Below are 24,160 nucleotides of genomic sequence, written 5' to 3'. Positions count from 1 at the left end.
GCCCCCTGCGGCGCGGGGCCGTCCGGGGGGAAAGGAGCGGGGTAGGGGAAGCATGTCGGTCGGCGCGTCGTTGGATCAGCAGTGGGCCCGCATCCGGGGCCGCCTCAAGGACGAGGTGGGCGAGATCGCCTACCGCAGCTGGCTGCAGCCGCTTTCCTTCGCCGGCATCCGCGGCGGGGAGGTGCGCATCGTCGTGCCCACCCGCTTCATGCGCGACTGGGTGCTGACCCATTACGCCGACCGCATCCGCAACCTGTGGGCCGGCGAGAATCCGGACGTCCTGTCCATCGACGTCGTGGTCGCCTCGGCCAACGCCCCGTCCATGCTGACGTCGGACGAGGGCGCGAGCGGGTCATCGCGCGATTCGGATGCGGCCGACGGCACCGTCGGCGGTGGCCCGGTTCCCCCGGCGCCCGCCCCGCGGGCCGCGGCGCTCAGCCAATCCCCCTCCTACGGCGCCAACTCCTACATCGGGTCCTCCTATTCGGCGGGGCCGCCCTCCTTCGCGTCGGACGAGTCGCCCACGGCGGTCGCCTCGGTGCTGGAGGACCGGACCGACATCTCCGCCCCGCTGGACCCCCGCTTCACCTTCGAGAATTTCGTGGTGGGCAAGCCGAACGAGCTGGCCCATGCCGCCGCCCGGCGCGTCGCCGACGCCACCTCGGTCACCTTCAACCCGCTGTTCCTCTACGGCGGGGTCGGGCTGGGCAAGACCCACCTGATGCACGCCATCGCCTGGCAGATCCGGCGGAACGATCCGAACCGCAAGGTGATCTACCTGTCGGCGGAAAAGTTCATGTACCAGTTCATCCGGGCGTTGCGCTTCAAGGACACCATGGCCTTCAAGCAGCAGTTCCGCTCGGTGGACGTGCTGATGATCGACGACGTGCAGTTCATCAGCGGCAAGGACAGCACCCAGGAGGAGTTCTTCCACACCTTCAACGCGCTGGTGGACCAGAACCGTCAGGTCATCATCTCCGCCGACAAGAGCCCGTCCGACCTGGAAGGCATGGAGGAGCGGCTGCGCTCCCGCCTCGGCTGGGGCCTCGTCGCGGACATCCACCCGACCACCTACGAGCTGCGGCTGGGCATCCTCCAGGCCAAGGCGGACGCGCTGAACGCGGCCATCCCGCTGAAGGTGCTGGAGTTCCTCGCCCATAAGATCACGTCCAACGTGCGCGAGCTGGAAGGGGCGCTGAACCGCATCGTCGCGCACGCCGAGCTGGTCGGCCGGGCCATCTCGCTGGAATCGACGCAGGAGGTGCTGCACGACCTGCTGCGCGCCAACGACCGCCGCGTCACCATCGACGAGATCCAGAAGCGGGTGGCGGAGCATTTCAACATCCGCGTCGCCGACATGCATTCGGCCCGCCGCGCCCGCGCCGTGGCCCGCCCGCGGCAGGTCGCCATGTACCTCGCCAAGCAGCTCACCGCCCGCTCCCTGCCGGAGATCGGGCGCAAGTTCGGCGGGCGCGACCACACCACCGTGATGCACGCGGTGAAGAAGGTGGAGGAGCTGCGCACCACCGACCCCGCCTTCGCCGAGGACGTCGAGCTTCTCCGCCGCATGCTGGAGAGCTGAGCGGGCCGTTACAGGTCGATGAAGTTTGCGCCCACTCCCGCTTGAGCCATGGACGGCGCCCGGATATCGCGGCACAGTTGCCGCTGCGGCGGAGTCCGGCTGGACCGGCTCCGCGGCCGGCCCAGCGATCGGCCCAGCGATCGACATGGCCGGCATGATTTCGGGCCAATAAGAAAAGGGGAGAGCAGGTGCCATGACCAAGGTTCCGGAAACCACCAGCCTGGAACAGCGCTGCAGCGCCGAGACGCAGCGCGCCGCCAAAGGCTTCACCCGCCGCCTGCTGCTCCAGGGGACCGCCGCCGCCGCGGGCGTCGCCGCCGTCGGCCCCTTCATCCTGCGCGAGGGCCGCGCCGCGTCGGGCAGCGTCAAGATCTTCTCCTGGGCCGGCTACATCAACCCGGACATGCTGGCCGACTTCGAGAAGAAGACCGGCATCAAGGCCAGCCTGACCGAATACGGCACCAACGACGAGCTGCTGAACCAGCTCAAGGCCACGGGCGGCGCCGGCTTCGACATCATCCACCCCACGGTCGACCGCGTGCCGAACTATGTGGAGTTCGAGCTGGTCCAGCCGCTGGACGAGTCGAAGGTCAAGTGGGACGGCTGCCTGAAGTCGGCGGTCGAAGGCTCCGCCGCCATGGGCGGCGTGGTCGGCGGCAAGCGCTTCTTCGCCCCCGCCGACTGGGGGACGGAGGCCATCGCCTATGACCAGGCCAAGGCGCCGCTGACCTACGGCACCGCCAGCTACGGCGACCTGTGGAAGCCGGAGCATGCGGGCAAGGTGACGGTGCGCGGCCATTCCGGCCTGATCGGCATCGGCCTGTGGCTGGAAGGCCAGGGCAAGCTGCCCCACCCGATCCGCGAGCAGTTCAAGGACGAGGCGAAGGCGCGGGCCAACTTCGACGCGATCCTTCAGGTCGCCGCCGCCAACAAGAAGGCCATCGGCCAGTTCTGGTCGAACGAGAACGAGGCCCAGGGCGCCTTCCGCACCAACGGCTGCGTGATCGGCCAGACCTGGGATTCGTCCGCGGTCGCCCTGCGCAAGGAGGGGCTGCCGATCCGCTTCCTGGCGCCGAAGGAAGGGGCGCTGGCCTGGATGGAGGGCTTCGCGATTCCGGCCAAGGCGGCGAACCTGGAGCAGGCCTACGCCTGGATCAACTGGTTCTACACGCCGGAGGCGGGCGCCCTCTACACCAACCATTCCGGCATCTCCAGCACGGCGGTCGGGGCGGAGGCGCATCTGTCCGACCTGAACAAGCAGTTCTTCGCCGACGCCTATCCGGGCGACGCGCTGCAGAAGCTGTGGTGGTGGCCGATCCAGGAGGCCTGGTACGTCTCCATCCGCAACGAGTACCAGGACCGCTTCCTGGCGGCGTGACAATTCTCCTTTCCTGTCCCCCGTGTCCCCTCTCCCCTCCGCTCTCGCGCAAACGAAGTTTGCGCTGACGCGACAGGCGGACCTTTGGTCCGCCGAAAGCGGGGAGAGGGTTAGGGTGAGGGGGATGTTCTTTTGCCGGACGTACCGCCACGCGCAACGCCCTCACCGGCCCTCCGGGCCACCTTCTCCCCAGAGGGGAGAGGGCTGGGGTTGTGGCGGCAAGCGATCAAATCAGGTGCCTATGAGTCAGGACGTCCAGCTCGAGTCCGTCACCATGCGGTTCGGTTCCGTCACCGCCGTCCGCGACGTGTCGCTGACGGTCGGGGCGGGGGAGTTCTTCAGCTTCCTCGGCCCGTCGGGCTGCGGCAAGACCACCATCCTGCGCATGGTCTCCGGCTTCATGGAGCCGACGGAGGGCGCCATCCGCATCGGCGGCAGGGACATGCGCGGCATCGGCCCGAACAAGCGCCCGACCGCGCTGATCTTCCAGAACCTCGCCCTTTTCCCGCTGATGACGGTGGCGGAAAACATCGGCTTCGGGCTGGAGGTGCGCGGCGTGCCCGCGGCGGAGCGCCAGAGGCGGGTGCGCAAGCTGCTCGACCTCGTGGCCCTGCCGGACGCCGCGCAGAAGAAGGTGACGGAGCTGTCCGGCGGCCAGCGCCAGCGCATCGCCATCGCCCGCGCGCTGGCCGTGGAGCCCGCCGTCCTGCTGCTGGACGAGCCGCTGTCGGCGCTGGACCTGAAGCTGCGCCAGCACATGCGCGCCGAGCTGCGCGACCTGCAGAAGCGGACCGGCGTGACCTTCATCTACATCACCCACGACCAGGGCGAGGCGCTGACCATGTCCGACCGGATCGGCGTGATGTCCAGGGGCGTGCTGGAGCAGGTGGGCGACGGGCGGGCCATCTACGACCATCCGGAAACCGCCTTCGTCGCCTCCTTCGTGGGGGAGAACAACCGCTTTTCCGGCACCGTCGCCGAGTCGGCGGACGGGCTGGCCGCTCTGGACACGCCCCATGGCCGGCTGGTCGGGCGCAACCCGCGCCGCCTCTCGCCCGGCGACCGCGCCACCCTGTTCGTCCGGCCGGAGCGCATGGCGGCGGGGGCGGGGGCGGAAAACGCGCTGGAGGCACGGGTCACCCACCGGGATTTCGAGGGCGCCTTCATCAACGCCTTCCTGGAGGGCGGAATCACCATCCAGGTCCCGCATCGGGGCGACGAGCCGCCGCTGACCCCCGGCGAGCCCGCCCGGATCGCCTTCCGGGCGGAGGACGCCGTGGTGCTGCCGGACGCCCCGGCCTGACCGCAATCAGCGGCCGACCGGTACCGCCACGGGCACCGCCGCGCGGAATGGCACCTTCTCGAAGTCGCTGACCAGCGCGTCGAGCCGCACCGCCCAGGCCCCGGCCACCGGCAGGACCATGCCGTCCGCCGCGTAGACGCCGGGCGCCACCTTGCGCAGGGGGCTGGTGATGCCCTCGATCCCGGCGGCGGGCAGGGCCAGCTCCGCCGACACCTCCAGCGCGTCGAGCGGCGCGCCGTCCGGTCCCGTCAGGCGCATCTCGATGCGGTTCGGTCCCGGCGTCGCCGGGGTCACCGTGACGATGGCCGTGCGCCCGCGCGCCACGACCGCGGTGCTGAAGCCCGCCGGCTTCTCGGCGAAGACCGGCAGGGCCTGGGTGCGCGGCGGCGGCGTGGTGCCCAGCCCGGCGGTGAACAGCACGACCAGCGCCGCCACCACCATCTCCGTGTGGACGCTGGCGCGCAGCCGGGCCGCCGCCTGTCCGCCCATGACCTCCAGCCGCGGGGTCAGCCGCCACCGATTGAAAGCGGCCAGCGCCAGCAGGGCCAGCGCGCAGACGATCTTGGCCGTCCAGATCCGGCCGTAGGCGGTGGTCAGGATGGCGCGCGGGTCGGCGAGCTGCAGCGCGCTCAGCCCCGCCCCGGCCAGCAGCAGGACGGCCACCGCCGGAACCGCCCAGCCCGAGAAGCACCGGACCAGCCGCAGCGACTCGGCCGGCGGCTCCGTCCGCAGCAGCACCGCCAGCGGCCAGAAGCCGCCGATCCAGAAGGCCACCGCCAGACCGTGCAGAGCCACCAGAGGCACGCTGAGCCAGCGCGGCTCCGCGGTCGCGGCGTGGCCGGTGGCGGCGAGCGCCAGCGCCGCCCCGACCGCCCCGGCAACGAGCAGGACGCGGCCCGCCGTCCCGCGGTCTTCCAGCGCCAGCCCCAGCGCGGCGGCGATCAGGCTGAGCAGGGCCAGGAGGACGCTCGGCCCCGCCGTGCTGGTCAGGCCGGCGATCCAGGGCGGGGCGCTGGCCAGGGCGGACAGCGGCGCCCCTTCCAGCACCGCGCCAGCCAGCCCGGCGTTCAGCACCGCCACCAGGGCGGCGACGCCGACGCCAAGGCACAGGCCGGGGCGCAGGCGGCGGTTCAGCGGACTCCACCGCCCCGCCACCAGCACCAGGAACAGTCCGCCGCCGACCGCGGCGAGCAGGCTTCCATAATGGAGCGCCCGCAGCGCGGCGGCGGCGAGCAGCGTGGCCGGCGGCGTCTCACCCCCCAGTTCCACCGGTCGTTCCGGTTCCGCACCGATCCCGAACAGGAGCGATCCGGCGACCGGATGGCCGTCCGCCGAGCTGACGCGGTAGCTGAGGATGTGGGTCCCCACCGCCAGCCCGCCGGGCAGGGCGACGCGCAGCGCCCCATCCCCGGCGGCGGACGCGGCGGGCAGGGGAAGCTCCACCCCGCCGGGGCCGATCAGCTTCACCGAGACCGGACGCACCGGCTCGTTGAAGCGCAGAACGGCCTCGGCGGGCGGGCCGTCGAGCCGTGCCCCGTCCTCCGGGGCGCTCTCCACCAGCACGGCATGCGCCAGAGCCGGTGCGGACAGGGACAGCAGCATCAGGGCGGCGATCCACCCCACGACCAGCCGGCGCATGCGTTTTCCCTTCCCTTACGGCTTGGCAGTCAGGGTGACGCCGGGGGCCGGCTCCTTGTAGTCGTGGTCGGTCTTGCCCGGTTCCGGGATCTCGATCCAGCGGTGCACGCCCGTCTCGCACTCCTGCACCACGGGGAAATAGACCACGGTGCCGGGAGCGGCGTCGGGCAGGCGGGCGCGGAAGACGAACTCGTCGTAATGGGCGTCGGGCAGCGAGCCGCCGGTCCAGGCGATCTCGGTGACGCCCTTGCTCAGCGACTCGCCGTAGTAATCATAGGCCTTGGCGTATTGGCCCTCCTTGGTCGTCAGGGTCCAGCCGGGCTTGGGCATCGGCTTCACCGCGATGACCCCCTCCGGGATCTGCACGCGCAGGGCGATGGTGGGGGAGGCGCCGCAGCCATGGCCGACGCGCAGCACGCCCTTGTAGGTGCTGGCGGCGGGGGCCTGCTTGGTCTCCAGCGTGGTGTGGGCGAGGGCGGCGGACAGGGGCAGGCAAGCGAGGACGGCGGCGGCCAGCAGGGCGCCGCGGGTGTTGCGGATCATGGAAACTCTCCGGTGTGTGCACAGGCGCCGGATGTGGCCGTAGGACCCTGTTCCGACCGACGGCGTTTCCGTTCCCGCAGCGGCCCCCACCCCGGCCCTCCCCCGCTCCGCAGGGGAGGGAGAGGGCCGCGACGCGGCGTCCGTCCCCTCCCCTGTGAAGCGGGGGAGGGTTAGGGTGGGGGCACCGTCAGCGACGACGGAGAGACGGGAAGAAAGGCGGTCGCGTGTCGGAAAAAGGCCGTTCAGCCGCAGGTCCGTGCCTGTGGATGCGTGTGTGTCTGCGAGGGAACTCGGTTCAGACACCCACCGGAGGCGCCCTTGCGGAGAAGGCGCGCGGGGTTCGCCCGGCCCCGGCCTCGTCGTCGGCGGGCAGCGGAACGGCGGCCAGCACGATCCCGGCCGGCGGCAGCGGGGCCGGCGCCAGGACCGGACCCAACAGGGACCCGCCGCCCAGCGACAGGCAGATCGGGCAATAGGTGACGTGGCCCGGCGTGCCGTCGGGAGCGGGGCCATGGTCGGTGTGCGGCGCGGCGGAGGCGTCGGGCGCGGGACCCGAATGGCAGATGGACTCCGCCATGGCGAACGGAGCCGACTCCGCCAGCACCTTGGCCAGCGGCGCCGGGACGTGGGTGGCCATGACCAGGGCGTGGAAGACCAGCACCAGCGCGGCGACCCACGCTGTTGCCTCCCTCATCACGCCGGATGTCCGCCATGCACGCATGACGCCACTATGGGCACAGTCCAAGCCTCGAAAAAAGGCAATAAACGTGTGGCTATTTGCCGGGGCATGGCCTCGCTTGCGCTCCGGCCCGTGGTCATGAGAGGCTTTCGATCCTAGAACCTGGGCGGGTGGGGGAGTGGTCATGGGCGGCGTGCTGCGCCGGTACGGTCCGGTGTTGACCGCGGCGATCCTGCTGGCGGTGGCCGCGTGGCTGCTGCTGCTGGTCGTGCTGCCGCAGTTGCTGATGGTGGATTTCTCCTTCCGCCCGTCGCTGCCGCCCAGCAAGGCCGGCGGGCCGGAGGACGTCTACACGCTGCGCAACTATGCGACGCTGTGGACCAACCAGATCCATCTGGCGATCTTCCTGAAGACGATCTGGGCGAGCAGCCTCGTCACGGCGGTGACGCTGGCGGTCTGCTACCCCGTCGCCTTCTACATGGCGCAGGTGGCGCCGCGGCGGCGCCTGCCGCTGCTCGTGTTGATGCTCGTGGTGCCCTTCTGGATCAACGAGCTGCTGCGCACCTTCGCCTGGTACATCATCCTGGCCTTCAACGGGCCGCTGAACGCGCTTCTGGTCGGGCTCGGCCTCTATTCGGAGCCGCAGCGGCTGCTCGGCGGCGACGCCGGGGTCATCATCGGGATGGTCTACGTCTACATCCTCTTCATGGTGTTCCCGCTCATGAACGCCATGGAGTCGCTGGACCGCAACCAGATCGAGGCGGCGCGCGACCTGGGCGCCGGCTGGCTGCGCATCCACCGCCGCATCGTCATTCCCCACGCCAAGCCGGGCATCGCGGTCGGCTGCATCATGACCTTCATGCTGGCGGCGGGCAGCTACGCCGTGCCGGCCCTGCTTGGCGGGCCGCAGAGCCGCTGGTTCACCGAGGTCATCTACAACTGGTTCTTCGAGGGCGGGAACTGGAACCAGGGGGCGGCCTACGCCTTCATCCTGCTGATCCTGTGCATCGCCTTCATCCTGCTGATGATGCGGCTGTTCCGCGTCGGCCTTACGGATATTGCGAAATGATGGGGGCGAAATGACCGCTGCCACCTTCCGCCGCTGGCTGACCGGGGCCTATCTGGTCCTGTTCTTCGGCTATCTGTTCCTGCCGCTGGGGATCATGGCGGCGGCGACCTTCAACAGCAGCCGCTTCCCGACCATCACCCCCTGGATGGGCTTCACCCTGCAATGGTTCGGCGCCCTGTGGGCCGACCAGCGCATGTGGCAGGCGCTGGGGACCAGCCTGCTGGTCGGGGCGGGGGTGATCGCGGTGGCGGTGCCGCTGGGGCTGGCGGCGGCGCTGCTGCTCGACCGGCTGCACAGCCGGGCGCGGACCTTCCTCTACGCCGTGATGGTGTCGCCGCTGCTGACGCCGGGGGTGATTGTCGGCATCTCCACGCTGGTCTTCTGGCGGGAGTGGTTCGGGGTGACCGGCGGCCTGTTCCTGACCATCCTGGCGCAGTCCAGCTTCATCGCGGCCTACGCGATGCTGCTGTTCCTGGCGCGGCTGCAACGGTTCGACCAGACGCTGGAGGAGGCGGCGCTGGATCTGGGCGCCACCCACGGGCAGGTGTTCCGGCGGATCACGCTGCCCTATCTGACGCCGGCCATCCTGTCGGCGTCCTTCCTGGCCTTTTTGCAGAGCTTCGAGAACTACAACACGACGCTGTTCGTGCGCGGGCTGGACACCACGCTGACGGTCTACATCGCCTCGAAGGTGCGGACGGGCCTGACACCCGCGGTCAACGCGCTGTCGCTGATCCTGATCGCACTGACCATCCTGGGCGCCGTCGTCTACGAAATCCTGCGCCGGCGCGAAGCGCGCCGGCAGCCGGACCCCGCGTGACGGCGGCAGACCTTATTCTTCGCTTTCGTCCGCATCCGCTTCGATCTGGGCGGCCAGATCGCGCAGCATGTCGATGACGTCCTCGTGGCTGGTCTCGTCCACGGCGGTGTTCACGGCGGCCTCGATCATGGCGACGGCGATGTAGGGGCCCAGGACCCCGCCTTCCTTGATCGCCGCGTCGAGATGCTTCTCGGCGACCGACAGGGCCTTCTCGAACAGGGCTTCGGCCGTCTGGTTGGTGCTGTCCTTGCTCATCTTGCGGTCCGTTGCGGGTGTATGGTGCGACTCCTATAACACCGGCCCGCCCGGCTTGGCGCGGCAAATCGGGACGTTGCGGGGAATGACCGTCATTCGCGGGCTTGCTCCCGCCCGGGCCACCGGCCACATTCGGCCGGAACCATCATTCGACAGGCGACCATGACCGATCCGACCCGCCCCGACCTCTACCGCTTCTGGATCGCGGAGCATGTGCGCTTCGCCGACCTCGACGCGCTCGGCCACGTCAACAACAACGCCATCGGCGTGTATTTCGAGCAGCTTCGCGTGTCGCTGGTCCACGATTGCGGCGGTTTCCGCGGCGAGTCCCCCTGGACCGTGGTTCTGGCGCGCAGCGTCATCGACTACAAGGCGGAGCTGCTGTTCCCGGCGGACATCCGCGTCGGCGCGCGGGTCGCGAAGGTCGGCAACACCTCCGTCGTCCTGGGGGCGGCGATCTTCGAGGGCGACCGCTGCATCGCCGTGCAGGAGGCCGTCTGCGTGATCGTGGACAAGGACAGTCACCGCCCGACCCCGGTGCCGGCCGACCTGCGCGACGCCCTGGCCCGTTACGTGTGAGGACGCCGTGCTCCCGCTGACCCGCCGCACCCTGCTGACCGGTTCCGCCCTGCTGGCCGGGGCCGCTCTGCTGCCACGCGCGGCCCGTGCCGCTGTGGGGCAGGGCGGTGCGGTGCGCCTGTCCGCCGGCCCGGCCCGTGTCAATCTCGTGGGGAAGGGTTTTCCCGACACGGCGGTCTGGGCCTATGACGGGCGGATTCCGGGGCCGGAGCTGCGCTTCCGCCAGGGCGACACGGCGCGCATCGCCTTCGCCAACACCCTGCCGGAGCCGACGACCATCCACTGGCACGGCCTGCGCGTTCCCAACGCCATGGACGGGGTGCCCGGCCTGTCGCAGCCGCCGGTGCCGGCGGGCGGGCGGTTCGACTATGAATTCCCGCTGAAGGACGCCGGCACCTTCTGGTACCACCCGCACGTCAACAGCGGGGTGCAGGTGGCCCATGGCCTGACCGGCGCCTTCATCGTGGAGGAGCGCGAGCCGATCCGCGTGGACCGCGACCTGCTCTGGCTGCTCGGCGATTGGCGGCTGACCAAGGAGGCGGAACTGGCCGGCGGCTTCGGCCATCCCATGGACGCCACCCACGCCGGGCGCATCGGCAACACCGTCACCATCAACGGCGCCGTCCGGGACAGCGTGCCGGTCCGCGCCGGCGAGCGTGTCCGCCTGCGCCTGATCAACGCGGCGAACGCCCGCGTCTTCGCGCTCGATTTCCAGGGGCACGCGCCGCAGGTGATCGCGCTCGACGGCCAGCCGGTGACGCCGCACGCCCCGCCGGACGGCAAGGTGGTGCTGGGGCCCGGCCAGCGCGCCGACCTCGTGATCGACATGGCCGGCAAGCCCGGCGAGGGGTTCGACGTGGTGGACGGCTTCTACCCGCGCATGGCCTACCGGCTGACCCGGTTGAGCTACAGCGGCGAGGCGCCCTTGCGCGACTCGCCGCTGGATGCCCCGATCGCGCTGGCCGCCAACCCGCTGCCCGAACCCGACCTTGCCGGCGCCGTCCGTCAGGACGTGGTTCTGGACGGCGGGATGCACGGCGCCATGCCGAAGAACGCCGGGCCGCGCGGCCCCTTCTGGGCGTTGAACGGCGTGGCGGCGATGGGGCATCAATCCATGGGCCACCATCTGGAACCGCTCATCACCGTCAAACGCGGTCAAACGCAGGTGACGGCCTTCGTCAACGAGACCGGCTGGTGGCATCCCATGCACCTGCACGGCTTTCCCTTCCGCGTCCTCTCGCGCAACGGCCAGCCGGCCGAGCACCGCGCGTGGCGCGACACCGTCCTGCTCGGCCCCCGTGAGACGGCCGAGATCGCCTTCGTGGCCGAGGAGGCCGGCGACTGGATGCTCCACTGCCATGTTCTGGAGCATCAGGAAACCGGCATGATGGCCGTTCTGAGAGTGACCGCGTGAAACGACCCGCCCCCAAACACCGCCCGTCCCCCCACAGTGGCGAACCCCGCACCGCCCCCCGTGTTGCCGAAGTGACCGTCACCGAGGTTGGCGCCCGCGGCGATGGCATTGCCGTCTTCGACGGCGCCAAGCTGTTCGTGCCGCTGACCGTTCCCGGCGATCGCGTGCGGGTGGCCGTGAAGGAGCCCGCCAACGCCAAAGGGGAGGGGCTGCGCGCCGACCTGCTGGAGATCCTGGAGCCCGGCCCCGGACGCGCCGAGCCGCCCTGTTCCCATTTCGGAACCTGCGGCGGTTGCACGCTTCAGCATATGGAGGACGCGGCCTACGCCGCCTGGAAGGTCGGGCTGGTGCAGGGCGCGCTGGCCCGTGTCGGGCTGGGGGATGCGGCTCTGGAACCGCTGTCCCGGACGCCGCCGGGAGCGCGCCGCCGCGCCCGCTTCGCCGCGCTGAAGCGGGGGCGCCGCGTCTGGTTCGGCTTCAACGAGCGGATGAGCCACCGGCTGACCGACCTGACGGAGTGTCCGGTGCTGCGGCCCGGCCTGTTCGCCCTGGTGGAGCCGCTGCGCGGGCTGCTGCTGTCGGTGCTGCCGGACGGCGGCGGCTGCGACGTGATCGCCACCGAACTGGAGGGCGGAATCGACCTCGTTCTGGTCGGCCCGCGCAGCCTGGACCGCGCGGCGCGGGAACGGTTGGTGGCCTTCGGGGAGGCGGAGGGGGTGGCCCGCATCTCCTGGCAAGCCGATGAAAGACAGCCGGATGGCCGCGGCACGCCGGAACCCATCGCCCACCGCCGCCCGTTGGCGGTGTCCTTCGCCGGCCTGCCGGTGACCCCGCCGCCCGGCGCCTTTCTCCAGGCGAGCGCCGAGGGGGAGGCCGCCCTGGTCGCCGCCGTCCTCGCCAACATCGGGGAGCCGAAGCGGGTGGCCGACCTGTTCGCCGGGCTGGGCACCTTCGCGGTCCCGCTGGCCCGGCAGGCGGCGGTCCATGCGGTGGAGGGGGACGCCCCGGCGCTGGCCGCGCTGAACAAGGCGGCGGGGGCGCTGCGCCTGACCACGGAGCGGCGCGATCTGTTCGAGAATCCGCTGACGGCGAAGGAACTGGCCCGGTTCGACGCTGTGGTCTTCGACCCGCCGCGCGCCGGCGCCGCCGCCCAGGCGCAGGCCTTGGCGGGGTCGAAGGTGCCCCGCGTGGTGGCGGTGTCCTGCAACCCCGCGACCTTCGCCCGCGACGCGCGCGCCCTGGTGGATGGCGGGTACGTGTTGAACCGCGTCTACCCCGTGGACCAGTTCCTGTGGTCCGCCCACGTCGAGGTCGTCGGGGTGTTCAGCCGCCCGTAGGTGCTGCGAGGGGGACGGGGAAGCACGAAGGCACGACGACCATCACCATCCTCGTGCCTTCGTGGTGAGTCACCCTCAGTCCAACTGCATCACGATGGCCTTGAGATAAGCCGACTCCGGCAGGTGCGGGTGCACCGGATGGTCCGGCCCCGCCCCGGCGCTGCGCAGGATGCGCCCCGTCCGCCCGGCGTCGTGCAGCCCGCGGGCGACCTGCTCGGCGAAGGTCGGCGGGTCCACGTTGTGGCTGCACGACGCGCAGAGCAGGAAGCCGCCCGGCGCCGTGATCTTGGCGGCCAGACGGGTCATCTTGCGGTAGGCGCGGCAGCCGACGGCGAGGTCCTTCTTGGCCTTCACGAAGGCCGGCGGGTCGGCGATGACCACCCCGAACCGCTCGCCCTCGGCGTTCAGCCGCTCCATCTCTTCGAAGGCGTCGGCGCGGCGCGCCTCGAAGCGGTCGGCCACCCCGTTGGCCTCCGCGGCGCGGGCGGCGTTGTCCAACGCGCCTTGCGAGCGGTCGACCGACACCACCGACGACGCGCCCTCGACCGCGCAGAGCACGCCGAAGCCGCCGTTGTAGCTGAAGAAGTCGATGGCCCGCTTGCCCTTCGCCAGCTTGGCGATGAAGGCGCGGTTGTCGCGCTGGTCGTAGAACCAGCCGGTCTTCTGCCCGCCCAGCGGGTCGGCGAAGAAGGTGGCGCCGTTCTCCTCCAGCCGGATCGGGCCGTCGATCTCACCCTTCACCAGCCGGCTTTCCTCGGGCAGCCCCTCCAGCGCGCGCTGGGAGCTGTCGTTGCGCAGAATGACCGCGCGCGGGGCCAGCACCTCGTCGATGGCGGCCAGGATGGCGTCGATCCGCTGATCCATGAAGACGCTGTTGGCCTGCACCGTCACCACGTCGCCGTAGCGGTCCACGATCAGGCCCGGCAGCCCGTCGGCCTCCGCGTGCACGACGCGGTAGTAGGGCCGGTCGAACAGCGCCTCGCGCGTCGCCACCGCACTCCTCAGCCGCCCGGCGAGGAAGGCGTGGTCAACCACCGCCCCTGGGTCGCTGGAGAGCATCCGCGCGGCGATCAGGGTGTGCGGGTTGAAGGTGGCGATGCCCAGCGGTTTCCCGCTGGGGTCCAGCAGGCGCACCGGGCTGCCCGGCGGAATGGCCTTGGCCGCCGTGTCCATCAGGACTTCGTTGGAATAGACCCAGGGGTGGCCGTGCAGGACGCGCCGCTGGCGGCCGGCCTGCAGATGGATCGCCCGGTATTTGACGGGGGTGGTGGGGGTGTCGGTCATGATGGCGCATCCTAGCCGCTCGCGCCCGCCGAGCAAACGGTCACGTCGCCGGAGTCGTGGGAAACGGGGAGCGGATTCGCGGGATGGGACGGGGTGCCGGCCCGTTCCGGCGTGTCTTACGGAATGCCGAACGGGCTTTCCGCCTGCGACCGATGCGCGCGGTTGTCGTTGGCGCCGTCCATCGCCTTGCACAACCGCAAGGTTTCCGTGCGGTGCCCGTCCTGGTGAAAGCAGGTCAGCAGGGAGCTGCGCGACCCGGCCTGTCCGGCCAATGATTCCGGCAGGGAGGTATGGATCGCCGCGCAGTCATGACTGCGCGCCAGCCGGTCCATGGATTGCAACAAAGTCTCCGCCGGACCCGTCATGTCGAACAGGTCGAGCACGACGAAATTCTCCACGGCCAGAATTCGGCCATGGCATAGATGCGCCGCAATAGCGTATGAGAAAAGCCCATGGAGGTACCCCCGTGCGTTCTGCACGGTCATGATGCCGGTTGGCGTCGCGGGGGTATCAACCGGCCCGATAAGTGCTGCGGCAAATGCGCGCCATTGCTCCACCGGCAGGTCCGGGAAGATGGCCCGCACCAGTGGATAGGCCTGGTCGATCTGACGCTGACCGAGAGGTTTCGCGATGAAGCTTTCGTCCATGCCCGTCCGACCGCGTGAAGGACGGTGAACGATGGCAGGCACCGGTAAGACCGGTCGTTGACGTAGATCAATGTTGCAAGGTCCACCCCTACACATATTGGGATTATTGGAGGCAGGCGCAACCGGCGTCCGCATAAGAAGTGCATCGTATGTGAACCTGCCCCCCTCCTTAACAGTACGTACCCAGCGGTGGTGCAACCTCAGGGGAAGCGGCCCGAGCCGCCCGGGGCAAACGGGAGAGATTGAATGACATCAGCGACTCTGACGCCAGGGGCCGCCCTGGGCAGCCAGCGGGTGTCGGAAAATGTGCGTTACTACGAAGACGCCGTCCGACTCTTCGTCATCGCTTCAGTGTTCTGGGGTGTCGTCGGCTTCCTGGCCGGCGTCTTCATCGCACTGCAGCTTGCTTTTCCGGCGCTGAATCTCGGCCTTGAGTGGACGAGCTTCGGGCGCCTGCGGCCGGTCCACACCTCGGCCGTGATCTTCGCGTTCGGCGGCAACGTCCTGTTCGCCACCTCGCTCTACTCCGTGCAGCGCACGAGCCGCCAGTTCCTGTTCGGCGGCGAAGGCCTCGCGAAGTTCGTCTTCTGGAACTACAACATCTTCATCGTCCTGGCGGCGCTCAGCTATGTGCTCGGCTACACCCAGGGCAAGGAGTATGCGGAGCCGGAGTGGATTCTTGACCTCTACCTGACGGTCATCTGGGTCCTCTACGCCATCCAGTTCGTCGGCACGGTGATGACCCGCAAGGAGTCGCACATCTACGTCGCCAACTGGTTCTTCATGGCGTTCATCCTGACCGTCGCGATCCTCCACATCGGCAACAACGTCAACGTCCCGGTGTCGCTGACCGGGATGAAGTCCTACCCGTTCGTCTCGGGCGTGCAGAGCGCCATGGTGCAGTGGTGGTACGGCCACAACGCGGTCGGCTTCTTCCTGACCGCCGGCTTCCTCGGCATCATGTACTACTTCGTTCCGAAGCGCGCGGAGCGGCCGGTCTATTCGTACCGCCTGTCCATCGTGCACTTCTGGACGCTGATCTTCCTCTACATCTGGGCCGGCCCGCACCACCTGCACTACACGGCTCTGCCGGACTGGGCGCAGACGCTGGGCATGACCTTCTCGGTCATGCTGTGGATGCCGTCCTGGGGTGGCATGATCAACGGCATCATGACCCTGTCGGGTGCCTGGGACAAGCTGCGCACCGATCCGGTCCTGCGCTTCCTCGTGACGTCGGTGGCCTTCTACGGCATGTCGACCTTCGAGGGTCCGCTGATGTCGGTGAAGCCGGTCAACGCCCTGTCGCACTACACCGACTGGACGATCGGCCACGTGCACTCCGGTGCGCTCGGCTGGGTGGCCTTCATCTCCTTCGGCGCGATCTACTATCTGGTCCCGGTCCTGTGGAAGCGCTCGCAGCTCTACAGCCTGCGTCTGGTCAGCTACCACTTCTGGACCGCCACCATCGGCATCGTGCTCTACATCACCGCGATGTGGGTGTCGGGCATCATGCAGGGCCTGATGTGGCGCGCCTACGACAACCTCGGCTTCCTCCAGTACTCGTTCGTCGAGACGGTCGCGGCCATGCATCCCTTCTACGTGATCCGTGCTCTGGGCGGCGTCCTGTTCCTGGCTGGTGCCCTGATCATGGTCTACAACCTGTGGCGCACGGCCAAGGGTGACGTCCGCATCGAGAAGCCCTATGCCTCCGCCCCGCACAAGGCGGCGGTCGGTGCGGCCTGACGCCGGAGGAACTGAGAAAATGGCTGAGCAAAAAAAGGGCTTTAGTCACGACACGATCGAGCGGAACACGCTTCTGCTCATCGTCCTGATCCTGATCACCGTGTCGATCGGCGGACTCGTCCAGATCGTCCCGCTGTTCACGATCGAGTCGACGATCGAGAAGGTGGATGGGGTCCGTCCCTACTCGCCGCTCGAACTGGCTGGCCAGAACATCTACTACCGCGAAGGCTGCTACAACTGCCATAGCCAGCAGATCCGTCCGTTCCGCGACGAGGTGGAACGTTACGGTCACTACTCGCTGGCCGCGGAAAGCATGTACGACCATCCCTTCCAGTGGGGCTCCAAGCGCACCGGTCCGGACCTGGCCCGCGTGGGCGGCAAGTACTCCAACGACTGGCAGGTCGCCCATCTGGTCGAACCGCGCGCCGTGGTGCCGGAGTCGATCATGCCGGGCTACGCCTGGATGAAGGACCGTCCGCTGAAGTACTCCGACATCCAGGATCACATGAAGACCCTGCGCATCGTCGGCGTCCCCTACACGGACGAGCAGATCGCCAGCGCCAAGGCCGACCTCGAAGCGCAGAAGAACCCGGACGCCGACACGGCCGGGCTGATGAAGCGCTACCCGAAGGCCGTCGTGGCGAACTTCACGGGCAACAAGGGCGTCACCGAAATGGACGCGCTGGTGGCCTACCTGCAGGTCCTGGGCACCATGGTGGACTTCACCAAGTACCAGTCGCCCAAGCAGCTCCAGCAGTAACCGGGAGGGGTCCATGGATTTGGATTCGATCACTGTCGCCCTGCGGTCCTTCTGGACCGTCTGGCTGGCCCTGCTCTTCACCGGCATCGTGGTCTACGCCATGTGGCCAGGCAACCGGGGCAAGTTCGAAGACGCCTCCCGGATCCCGCTCAAGGAAGATGGTCAGGAGTTTTAGGCCATGGCACAGAAAGAAAAGGACGCCCTGTCCGGCGTCGAGACCACCGGCCACGAGTGGGACGGCCTGCGGGAGCTGAACAACCCCCTGCCCAAGTGGTGGCTGTACATCTTCTACGTCTGCATCGCGTGGTCCCTCGTCTACTACGTGTTCTACCCGGCCTGGCCGCTGGGCAAGAGCTACACGAAGGGCCTGCTCGGCTACTCGCAGCGCGAGGAGCTGGTGCAGAAGGTCGCCGAGGGCAAGAAGGCTCAGGAAAAGTACCTGACGGCCATCGCGGCGACCTCCGTCGAGGACATCCAGAAGAACAAGGACCTCCTTGCCTTCGCGATGGCCGGCGGCCGCTCCTACTTCAACGAGAACTGCGCGGCCTGCCACGGCGCCGGCGGTCAGGGCGCCAAGGGCTTCCCGACGCTCGCCGACGACGTGTGGCTGTGGGGCGGCACCACCGCCGACATCTACAAGACCATCCAGCACGGCATCCGTGCGGATGACGGCGACACCCGCGGAACGGTCGGCATCGGCATGACCGCCTTCGGCAAGGACGGCATCCTGAACCGCGAGCAGATCGCTCAGGTCGCGGAGTATGTCCTGTCGCTGAACAAGCGGTCGACCGACGCGGCCGCCGCCGAGAAGGGCAAGACCGTCTATGACGAGAACTGTGCCGCCTGCCACGGCGACAGCGCCCAGGGCTCGGTCGCGGTCGGCATGGACGTCGGCGCTCCGCCGCTCGTCACGGCCAACTGGCTGTATGGCGGCGACAAGGCCACGCTGGTGGAGACCATCACGAACGGCCGCGCCGGCGTGATGCCCGCCTGGTCGAAGCGTCTGGACGACGCGACGGTCAAGTCGCTGGCCGTCTACGTCCACAACCTGGGCGGCGGCAAGTAAGCCGCCCAGCCAGGAGCGGCCGGCCGGGAGGGGGATACCTCCCCGGCGGGTTCGCCGGACTTCGGTGCCGGGGAGGCGACTCCCCGGCATTTTCTTTTTCCGGGCCGCGACTGGGGGATAGGGAAGGGCGACGGCGCCTGAAAAATCCGCCCGAAAATCCTTTGATCCAGCGCAATGCCCCTGTGACGTTCTGACGCCATAGTCCCCTCGCCACGGCCGAACCATGTCGGCATGGCCAAGCCGCCCCGCGGCGGACGCCGGAGGAAGAAGGCGAGGTCATGAGCACGACCACCGAACAGCAACCGCCCCAGACCGATCTCTTGGAACGCCCGGTGGCGGTCGCCGGGGACCCCCTCGCCGCCCCTTCTCCGAAGGCGCCGCGGCGTGCCGCGCGCTCCATGTACCAGAAGCATTCGAAGGTCTATCCCAAGGCGGTGCACGGCACCTTCCGCCGCATCAAATGGGCGGCGCTGGCGGTTCTCCTGGCGATCTACTACGTGCTGCCCTGGGTGCGCTGGGACCGCGGGCCGAACGCGCCCGACCAGGCGGTTCTGCTCGACCTCGCCAACCGCCGCTTCTACCTGTTCTTCGTGGAGCTGTGGCCGCAGCAGATCTATTATCTGACCGGCGCGCTGATCCTGGCGGCGCTGGGCCTCTTCCTGGCGACCTCGCTGGCGGGCCGCGTCTGGTGCGGCTACGCCTGCCCGCAGACGGTGTGGACCGACCTCTATGTCTGGGTCGAACGGCTGGTCGAGGGTGACCGTGGTGAGCGCATCCGCCTCGACCAGGGCGCCTGGACCGCCCGGAAGGCCGGGCGGAAGGTTCTGAAGAACCTGATCTGGCTGCTGATCGCTCTGGCGACCGGCGGCGCCTGGATCTTCTACTTCACCGACGCGCCGACCCTGCTGGGCGAGATGCTGCGGTTCGAGGTGTCCTCCACCGCCCTCGGCTTCATCGGGCTGTTCACCGCCACAACCTACCTGCTGGCCGGTTTCGCGCGGGAGCAGGTCTGCACCTACATGTGCCCGTGGCCGCGCTTCCAGTCGGCGATGATCGACGAGGACAGCCTGATCGTCACCTACCAGGACTGGCGCGGCGAAGGCCGCAGCCTGCTGCGCAAGTCGCAGAGCTGGGAGGAGCGCAGGGCCGAGGGGCTGGGCGACTGCATCGACTGCTTCAACTGCGTCCAGGTTTGCCCCGCCGGCATCGACATCCGCGACGGGCTGCAGATGCAGTGCATCGGCTGCGGCCTGTGCATCGACGCCTGCGACGAGATCATGACCAAGGTCGGGCGGCCGACCGGCCTCATCACATTCGACACCCAGACCAGCCAGGTGGCCGTCGCCACCGGCGGGCAGCCGGTGCCCTTCCGCCTGCTGCGTCCGCGCACGATCCTCTACACGCTGATGATGCTGGTCATCGCCGGCGGCATCGGCGTCGGGCTTCTGCTGAAGCCGGGGCTGGACATCAGCGTCCTGCGCGACCGCGCCCCGCTGTTCGTGGCCCTGTCCGACGGGTCGGTGCGCAACGCCTACACCTTCAAGATCTCCAACATGACCCGCGACCCGCGCGCCTACACGCTGGCGGTTTCCGGTGTGACGGGGGCCAGCCTGTCGGTGGCCGGCGACGGTCAGGACGAGCAGGCCGGCACCCAGCGCCTGACCGCCGGTGCGGACATGGTGGCGACCTACAGAATTTTCGTGACCGCGCCGCGCACCGGTTTGCAAGGCGCCTCACAGCCCCTTACCTTCAGGCTTACCTCGGCCGATGGTGAGGTGGCGACCTATGACTCCGTCTTCATGGGGCCGGCCAACTGATCCCGACCGGCTCTTTGCGCTGCATTCACCAAAGGTCAAGACGACGATGACGCTGTCCACCGACGCCGGAACCCGCCGCACCCCGCCCCGCCGGACCGGCCGCCAGCCCGGCTGGTACATCCCCTGGATCTTCGTGGCCGGTTTCGCCGTCGTGATCGCGGTCAACGGCGTGATGCTGCATTTCGCCCTGTCGAGCTGGACCGGCGTCCAGACCGAGCAGCATTTCATGAAGGGGTTGAAGTACAACGAGGATCTGGCCGGCGCCCGCGCCCAGGCCGAGCGCGGCTGGAAGGTCGCCACCGACTTCACCGCCACCGAGGCGCAGAAGGGCATCCTGGCGCTGACGCTGCACGACAAGTACGGCAACCTGCTGAAGGACGCCGAGGTGAAGGTCGCCTTCATCCGCCCGACCAGCGAGGGCCACGACGTGCGTCTCGACCTGCCCTATCTGGGCGAGGGCCGCTTCGCCGCCCCGGTGTCGCTGCCGCTGCCCGGCCAGTGGGACCTGCGCGTGGAGATCCACCACGCCACGGGCGACTACCAGGACGAGCAGCGCCTTTTCATCAAGTAAGCGCCCAGCGCCCAAACCTACGGCACACCAGCACACGGGTTTCGTGACATGACCGTCTGCCTCCACTGCGGGCAGGAGCATCCCGAGGGCACCGGCACCACCGCCTCCGACGGCGCCGGCCCCTTCTGCTGCACCGGCTGCGCGGCGGCCTACGATCTCGTCCGCGGGCTCGGGCTGGAACGCTATTACGAGCGGCGCTGCGTCGATCCCGCCGCCCGGCCCCTGCGCCCGGACGGCGAGGCACCGCCGCTCGACTACGCCCCCCACGCCAAGCACGCCGAGGACGGCACCGCCTCGCTGCACCTGATGGTCGACGGGCTGCAATGCGCGGCCTGCGTCTGGCTGATCGAGACGGCGCTGGCCCGCCAGCCGGGGGTGACCCACGCGCGGCTGAACATGACCACGCGCCGCCTGTCGGTGACCTGGCGCGAGTCCGAGACCGACGCCAACACGGTGGTCGACACCGTCGCCCGCATCGGCTACCGCGCCGTTCCCTTCGATCCGGAGCGGCTGGGCGACGCTCAAGCGAAGACGGAGAAGGAACTTCTGCGCTCGCTGGCCGTCGCCGGCTTCGGCGCCAGCAACGTGATGCTGCTGTCGGTGTCGGTCTGGGCCGGTCACGCGACGGGCATGGGCTCCGCCACCCGCGACCTGATGCACTGGCTGTCGGCGCTGGTCTGCATGCCGGCCATCGCCTACGCCCTGCGGCCCTTCGCGCGCTCGGCCTTCCAGGCGCTGCGGCGCGGGCGGACGAACATGGACGTGCCGATCACCATCGGTGTCCTGCTCGCCACCAGCATGAGCCTGTTCGAGACGATCAACAGCGGCCAGCACGCCTATTTCGACGGCGCGATGATGCTGCTGTTCTTCCTGCTGATCGGGCGCTATCTCGACCAGCGGGCGCGGGGCCGGGCGCGCTCGGCGGCGGAGCAGCTTCTGGGCCTGCACGCCACCTCGGTGACCGTGCTGAACGAGGACGGGCGAAGCGCCATCGTCCCGCCGGATCAGGTCAGCCCCGGCTCCACCATCCTGGTGGCGGTGGGTGAGCGGGTCGCGGTCGACGGCACGGTGGCCGACGGCGTGTCCGACCTCGACACCGCCCTGATCACCGGCGAGACGGTGCCGGGCAGCGTTCGCCCCGGCGACCGCGTGTTCGCCGGCATGCTGAATCTCACCGCTCCGCTGCGCGTGACCGTCACCGCGGTGGGGGAGGGCACGCTGCTGGCCGAGATCGTCCGGCTGATGGAGGTGGCGGAGCAGGGCCGCGCAAAATACGTCGCCATCGCCGACCGGGTGTCGCGCCATTACGCCCCGGTCGTCCATGTGGCGGCGCTGGGCACCTTTCTGGGCTGGCTGATTCTCGGCGGGCTGCCCTGGCAGGATTCGCTGATGAACGCCGTCGCCGTGCTGATCATCACCTGCCCCTGCGCGCTGGCCCTGGCCGTGCCGGTGGTCCAGGTGATCGCCAGCGGGCGGCTGATGCGGCAGGGCATCCTGCTGAAGACCGCCACGGCGCTGGAGCGGCTGGCCGTCATCGACACGGTGGTCTTCGACAAGACCGGCACGCTGACCGAGGGACGCCCCGTCCCGCAGCTCGACGGCGTGGCCGAGGACGACCTGCGCCTCGCCGCCGCGCTCGCCGGGGCCAGCCGCCATCCGCTGGCCCGCGCCCTGACCCGCGCGCTGCCCAACGTTCCCGTCGCCGCCGGCGTGCGCGAGGTTCCCGGCGCCGGCCTCGCCCTGGATGGTTCCGCCCTGGATGGCTCTGGGGGGGAGATCCGGCTGGGCAGCCGCGCCTTCACCGGCGCGCCGGACGCGGCGGAGGACGCCGCGGGGCCGGAGCTGTGGCTGGCCCGTCCCGGCGCCGCCCCGGTCCGCATCACCTTCCTCGACGCGCCGCGCGCCGACGCCGCGGCGGTGGTGCGCGGGCTGAAGGCGCGGGGCCTGGACGTCCGGCTGCTGTCCGGCGACCGCCGTGGTGCTGTGGCCGCGGTGGCCGCGCAGCTGGGCATCGAGGACTGGCGGGCCGGCCAGACGCCCGCCGACAAAACCGCCGTTCTGGACGCGCTCGCCGCCGAGGGCCGCAAGGTGCTGATGGTCGGCGACGGGTTGAACGACGCCCCGGCGCTGGCCGCGGCCAGCGTGTCGATGTCGCCGTCCACCGCGGTGGACGTCAGCCAGACCGCCGCCGACGTGGTGTTCCAGGGCCGCCGCCTGCGCCCCATCCTGGAGGCGTTCGAGGTGTCCCGCCGCTCTGGGCGGCTGGTGCGCCAGAATTTCGGTATCGCGCTGGTTTACAACCTGTTCGCGGTGCCCATCGCCATGGCGGGCATGCTGACGCCGCTGCTGGCGGCGCTGGCCATGTCCTCCTCCTCCCTGATCGTTATCGCCAACGCCCTGCGGCTCAGCCGTGGCGCGGTGACCAAGGACCTGACCGATGACCGAGCTTCTCTATCTGATCGCGATCGCGCTGAGCCTGGGGCTGATGGGCCTGGGGGCGTTCCTGTGGGCTCTCAAGTCCGGGCAGTTTGACGATCTCGACGGGGCGGCCCACCGCATCCTGTTCGACGACGAGCCGCCGCGCCCCAACGCCGAGCCGTCCAGCCCGCCGAAGGGGCGCTCATAAGGCGTTCGTATGGCAATTCGGCGACGGCCACTGCGAGCACCGTTGCGAAACAGACCGAATATGACGATTATGGGCGCGTTGTACGGCTAAGGGTTGGGTCATGCCATGCCACCCTTTGACATGGGGCGCGCCCGCGAAAAGGGCGCGGCGAGTGAGATGAATCCCTGTGGGGCCTGTCCCGTGCGCAGTCTGACCGTCTGCGCCGCCCTGGACCCCGAGGAACTGCGCCGTCTCGCCGATATCCTCCAGACCTCCCGCGTCGAGGCCGGACAGACCCTGTTCAGCGAAGGCGACGCGGCGGACGCGCTCTACAACGTCACCGCCGGCACCGTGAAGCTCTACAAGCTGCTGCCGGACGGGCGCCGCCAGATCACCGGCTTCCTCGTCACCGGCGACTTCCTGGGGCTGGCGGTCAACGACAGCTACGCCTACACCGCGGAAACGGTCACGGCGGCGACACTCTGCCGCTTCCCGCGCAAGAAGATCGACGCGCTGATGGACGAGTTCCCGAAGATGCAGCGCCGTCTCTTCTCCATGGCCTCGAACGAGCTGGCGGCGGCGCAGGACCAGATGCTGCTGCTCGGCCGCAAGACGGCGAAGGAGAAGATCTGCTCCTTCCTGCTGATGCTGTCCCAGCGCGCCGCCCGGCGCGGGCACAAGGAAAACCCCGTCTACGTGCCGATGAGCCGGGCCGACATCGCCGATTACCTGGGCCTGACCACCGAGACGGTCAGCCGCACCTTCACCCAGCTGAAGACCGCCGGAACCATCTCGCTGCAGGAAGGCAACAAGGTCCTAATCAGCGACATGGACGCCATCTACGACATGGCCGAGGGCTGCTGAGCCTCTTTCCGGACACGAAACGATTGCTTCGATCATCGTTCGTGATCTGATATGTCGTATTCCAGGAAAAATTCGCATCTTTCGTGCGATCCCGCTCTGGCGGGACGCGCCCGCGCGGGCTAACATCCGCCGCCCGACCGGCCGGAACCAATCACAACAACGACGGCCGGCCCAAAGAAGAACGGCTGCAACAGCCTACGCTCAGG

23 protein-coding genes are annotated in these 24,160 nt (G+C 69.3%); 17 read left to right on the top strand and 6 right to left on the bottom strand.

Going from position 1 to position 24,160, the window contains the following annotated elements; translation table 11 throughout:
* The first annotated feature begins 52 nt into the window (after positions 1 to 52).
* The 3 genes from dnaA (at position 53) to JJL56_RS07975 (ending at position 4,263) form a co-directional block, all read left to right on the top strand.
* The gene (dnaA, locus tag JJL56_RS07985; protein ID WP_200484846.1) at positions 53 to 1,582 is read left to right on the top strand and encodes a chromosomal replication initiator protein DnaA; all 1,530 of its coding nucleotides are present in this window, start codon (positions 53 to 55) and stop codon (positions 1,580 to 1,582) included.
* A gap of 193 nt (positions 1,583 to 1,775) precedes the next feature.
* Entirely contained in the window at positions 1,776 to 2,960 is a 1,185-nt protein-coding gene (locus JJL56_RS07980) for an extracellular solute-binding protein (protein WP_186452776.1), read from the top strand.
* 241 nt (positions 2,961 to 3,201) lie between these two features.
* Positions 3,202 to 4,263, top strand: coding sequence for an ABC transporter ATP-binding protein (locus JJL56_RS07975; RefSeq protein ID WP_145623083.1), 1,062 nt, complete (start codon positions 3,202 to 3,204; stop codon positions 4,261 to 4,263).
* Between the two features lie 6 nt (positions 4,264 to 4,269).
* Here the strand turns inward: JJL56_RS07975 and JJL56_RS07970 are convergent, their stop codons facing one another.
* The 3 genes from JJL56_RS07970 to JJL56_RS07960 all read right to left on the bottom strand — a co-directional run bounded on the left by JJL56_RS07970 (position 4,270) and on the right by JJL56_RS07960 (position 7,138).
* On the bottom strand, positions 4,270 to 5,901 hold the full coding sequence (locus JJL56_RS07970; protein ID WP_200484844.1) for a copper resistance CopC/CopD family protein: 1,632 nt from the start codon (positions 5,899 to 5,901) through the stop codon (positions 4,270 to 4,272).
* A gap of 15 nt (positions 5,902 to 5,916) precedes the next feature.
* Entirely contained in the window at positions 5,917 to 6,444 is a 528-nt protein-coding gene (locus JJL56_RS07965) for a YcnI family copper-binding membrane protein (protein ID WP_145623081.1), read from the bottom strand.
* A gap of 295 nt (positions 6,445 to 6,739) precedes the next feature.
* Entirely contained in the window at positions 6,740 to 7,138 is a 399-nt protein-coding gene (locus tag JJL56_RS07960; RefSeq protein ID WP_186452775.1) for a DUF2946 family protein, read from the bottom strand.
* Between the two features lie 169 nt (positions 7,139 to 7,307).
* Here JJL56_RS07960 and JJL56_RS07955 point away from each other — a divergent pair, with 169 nt between their 5' ends.
* Both JJL56_RS07955 and JJL56_RS07950 read left to right on the top strand, forming a co-directional pair.
* Positions 7,308 to 8,192, top strand: coding sequence for an ABC transporter permease (locus JJL56_RS07955; RefSeq protein WP_200484842.1), 885 nt, complete (start codon positions 7,308 to 7,310; stop codon positions 8,190 to 8,192).
* A 10-nt stretch (positions 8,193 to 8,202) separates the two neighbouring features.
* Positions 8,203 to 9,012: an ABC transporter permease gene (locus JJL56_RS07950; protein ID WP_145623078.1), complete on the top strand. Its 810-nt coding sequence runs from the start codon at positions 8,203 to 8,205 to the stop codon at positions 9,010 to 9,012.
* Positions 9,013 to 9,024: 12 nt separating this feature from the next.
* On the opposite strand, the gene JJL56_RS07945 is transcribed toward JJL56_RS07950, so the two are convergent.
* Positions 9,025 to 9,267: a hypothetical protein gene (locus tag JJL56_RS07945; protein ID WP_014238802.1), complete on the bottom strand. Its 243-nt coding sequence runs from the start codon at positions 9,265 to 9,267 to the stop codon at positions 9,025 to 9,027.
* 162 nt (positions 9,268 to 9,429) lie between these two features.
* Between JJL56_RS07945 and JJL56_RS07940 the strand changes: the two genes are divergently transcribed.
* Genes JJL56_RS07940 through JJL56_RS33910 form a run of 3 tightly spaced genes read left to right on the top strand, consistent with a single transcriptional unit; the run spans position 9,430 to position 12,597 of the window.
* Positions 9,430 to 9,846, top strand: coding sequence for an acyl-CoA thioesterase (locus tag JJL56_RS07940; protein ID WP_145623077.1), 417 nt, complete (start codon positions 9,430 to 9,432; stop codon positions 9,844 to 9,846).
* A 7-nt stretch (positions 9,847 to 9,853) separates the two neighbouring features.
* Positions 9,854 to 11,260, top strand: coding sequence for a multicopper oxidase domain-containing protein (locus JJL56_RS07935; protein WP_200484841.1), 1,407 nt, complete (start codon positions 9,854 to 9,856; stop codon positions 11,258 to 11,260).
* A complete protein-coding gene (locus JJL56_RS33910) occupies positions 11,257 to 12,597 on the top strand; it encodes a methyltransferase (RefSeq protein ID WP_200484839.1) in 1,341 nt (446 codons plus the stop codon). Before JJL56_RS07935 ends, JJL56_RS33910 begins: the two co-directional genes overlap by 4 nt.
* Before the next feature lie 75 nt (positions 12,598 to 12,672).
* Here the strand turns inward: JJL56_RS33910 and JJL56_RS07925 are convergent, their stop codons facing one another.
* Positions 12,673 to 13,881: a class I SAM-dependent rRNA methyltransferase gene (locus tag JJL56_RS07925; protein WP_145623074.1), complete on the bottom strand. Its 1,209-nt coding sequence runs from the start codon at positions 13,879 to 13,881 to the stop codon at positions 12,673 to 12,675.
* A 116-nt stretch (positions 13,882 to 13,997) separates the two neighbouring features.
* On the bottom strand, positions 13,998 to 14,528 hold the full coding sequence (locus JJL56_RS07920) for a hypothetical protein (RefSeq protein WP_200484837.1): 531 nt from the start codon (positions 14,526 to 14,528) through the stop codon (positions 13,998 to 14,000).
* Positions 14,529 to 14,774: 246 nt separating this feature from the next.
* On the opposite strand from JJL56_RS07920, the gene ccoN reads away from it, so the two are divergent.
* From ccoN to JJL56_RS07880, 9 genes are all read left to right on the top strand, one after another.
* Positions 14,775 to 16,271 carry a cytochrome-c oxidase, cbb3-type subunit I gene (gene ccoN, locus JJL56_RS07915; protein WP_145623072.1) on the top strand — a complete coding sequence of 499 codons (1,497 nt, stop codon included), beginning with the start codon at positions 14,775 to 14,777 and terminating at the stop codon, positions 16,269 to 16,271.
* Positions 16,272 to 16,290: 19 nt separating this feature from the next.
* On the top strand, positions 16,291 to 17,031 hold the full coding sequence (ccoO, locus tag JJL56_RS07910; protein WP_145623071.1) for a cytochrome-c oxidase, cbb3-type subunit II: 741 nt from the start codon (positions 16,291 to 16,293) through the stop codon (positions 17,029 to 17,031).
* Positions 17,032 to 17,044: 13 nt separating this feature from the next.
* A complete protein-coding gene (locus tag JJL56_RS07905) occupies positions 17,045 to 17,206 on the top strand; it encodes a cbb3-type cytochrome c oxidase subunit 3 (protein ID WP_014238792.1) in 162 nt (53 codons plus the stop codon).
* 3 nt (positions 17,207 to 17,209) lie between these two features.
* Positions 17,210 to 18,097 carry a cytochrome-c oxidase, cbb3-type subunit III gene (gene ccoP / locus JJL56_RS07900; protein ID WP_145623070.1) on the top strand — a complete coding sequence of 296 codons (888 nt, stop codon included), beginning with the start codon at positions 17,210 to 17,212 and terminating at the stop codon, positions 18,095 to 18,097.
* Between the two features lie 278 nt (positions 18,098 to 18,375).
* On the top strand, positions 18,376 to 19,914 hold the full coding sequence (ccoG, locus tag JJL56_RS07895) for a cytochrome c oxidase accessory protein CcoG (protein ID WP_145623069.1): 1,539 nt from the start codon (positions 18,376 to 18,378) through the stop codon (positions 19,912 to 19,914).
* Between the two features lie 46 nt (positions 19,915 to 19,960).
* Entirely contained in the window at positions 19,961 to 20,485 is a 525-nt protein-coding gene (locus JJL56_RS07890) for a FixH family protein (protein ID WP_200484836.1), read from the top strand.
* A gap of 48 nt (positions 20,486 to 20,533) precedes the next feature.
* A complete protein-coding gene (locus JJL56_RS07885; RefSeq protein ID WP_200484834.1) occupies positions 20,534 to 23,017 on the top strand; it encodes a heavy metal translocating P-type ATPase in 2,484 nt (827 codons plus the stop codon).
* Positions 22,971 to 23,111 (top strand): cbb3-type cytochrome oxidase assembly protein CcoS, encoded by a 141-nt coding sequence (ccoS, locus tag JJL56_RS32990; protein WP_237904913.1) that lies wholly within the window; start codon positions 22,971 to 22,973, stop codon positions 23,109 to 23,111. The genes JJL56_RS07885 and ccoS overlap by 47 nt, the downstream gene beginning before the upstream one ends.
* Before the next feature lie 180 nt (positions 23,112 to 23,291).
* Complete coding sequence (locus JJL56_RS07880; RefSeq protein WP_247889243.1) at positions 23,292 to 23,954, top strand: Crp/Fnr family transcriptional regulator; 663 nt, start codon at positions 23,292 to 23,294, stop codon at positions 23,952 to 23,954.
* Positions 23,955 to 24,160: the final 206 nt, after the last annotated feature.

This window comes from Azospirillum aestuarii (assembly GCF_016632405.1).
In the GTDB taxonomy this organism is placed as follows: Bacteria; Pseudomonadota; Alphaproteobacteria; order Azospirillales; family Azospirillaceae; genus Azospirillum; species Azospirillum aestuarii.
This window is presented reverse-complemented; position numbering and strand designations above follow the sequence as displayed.

Excerpts from the sequence above, each read along its gene's own strand:
- ccoO (WP_145623071.1), top strand. The coding sequence starts at position 16,291 with ATGGCTGAGCAAAAAAAGGGCTTTAGTCACGACACGATCGAGCGGAAC.
- JJL56_RS07955 (WP_200484842.1), top strand. The coding sequence starts at position 7,308 with ATGGGCGGCGTGCTGCGCCGGTACGGTCCGGTGTTGACCGCGGCGATC.
- ccoP (WP_145623070.1), top strand. The coding sequence starts at position 17,210 with ATGGCACAGAAAGAAAAGGACGCCCTGTCCGGCGTCGAGACCACCGGC.
- JJL56_RS07945 (WP_014238802.1), bottom strand. The coding sequence starts at position 9,267 with ATGAGCAAGGACAGCACCAACCAGACGGCCGAAGCCCTGTTCGAGAAG.
- JJL56_RS07965 (WP_145623081.1), bottom strand. The coding sequence starts at position 6,444 with ATGATCCGCAACACCCGCGGCGCCCTGCTGGCCGCCGCCGTCCTCGCT.
- dnaA (WP_200484846.1), top strand. The coding sequence starts at position 53 with ATGTCGGTCGGCGCGTCGTTGGATCAGCAGTGGGCCCGCATCCGGGGC.
- JJL56_RS07975 (WP_145623083.1), top strand. The coding sequence starts at position 3,202 with ATGAGTCAGGACGTCCAGCTCGAGTCCGTCACCATGCGGTTCGGTTCC.
- JJL56_RS07920 (WP_200484837.1), bottom strand. The coding sequence starts at position 14,528 with ATGGACGAAAGCTTCATCGCGAAACCTCTCGGTCAGCGTCAGATCGAC.
- JJL56_RS07905 (WP_014238792.1), top strand. The coding sequence starts at position 17,045 with ATGGATTTGGATTCGATCACTGTCGCCCTGCGGTCCTTCTGGACCGTC.
- JJL56_RS07940 (WP_145623077.1), top strand. The coding sequence starts at position 9,430 with ATGACCGATCCGACCCGCCCCGACCTCTACCGCTTCTGGATCGCGGAG.
- JJL56_RS07925 (WP_145623074.1), bottom strand. The coding sequence starts at position 13,881 with ATGACCGACACCCCCACCACCCCCGTCAAATACCGGGCGATCCATCTG.
- JJL56_RS07980 (WP_186452776.1), top strand. The coding sequence starts at position 1,776 with ATGACCAAGGTTCCGGAAACCACCAGCCTGGAACAGCGCTGCAGCGCC.
- JJL56_RS07950 (WP_145623078.1), top strand. The coding sequence starts at position 8,203 with ATGACCGCTGCCACCTTCCGCCGCTGGCTGACCGGGGCCTATCTGGTC.
- ccoN (WP_145623072.1), top strand. The coding sequence starts at position 14,775 with ATGACATCAGCGACTCTGACGCCAGGGGCCGCCCTGGGCAGCCAGCGG.
- JJL56_RS07890 (WP_200484836.1), top strand. The coding sequence starts at position 19,961 with ATGACGCTGTCCACCGACGCCGGAACCCGCCGCACCCCGCCCCGCCGG.
- ccoG (WP_145623069.1), top strand. The coding sequence starts at position 18,376 with ATGAGCACGACCACCGAACAGCAACCGCCCCAGACCGATCTCTTGGAA.
- JJL56_RS07960 (WP_186452775.1), bottom strand. The coding sequence starts at position 7,138 with ATGAGGGAGGCAACAGCGTGGGTCGCCGCGCTGGTGCTGGTCTTCCAC.
- JJL56_RS07885 (WP_200484834.1), top strand. The coding sequence starts at position 20,534 with ATGACCGTCTGCCTCCACTGCGGGCAGGAGCATCCCGAGGGCACCGGC.
- ccoS (WP_237904913.1), top strand. The coding sequence starts at position 22,971 with ATGGGCCTGGGGGCGTTCCTGTGGGCTCTCAAGTCCGGGCAGTTTGAC.
- JJL56_RS07970 (WP_200484844.1), bottom strand. The coding sequence starts at position 5,901 with ATGCGCCGGCTGGTCGTGGGGTGGATCGCCGCCCTGATGCTGCTGTCC.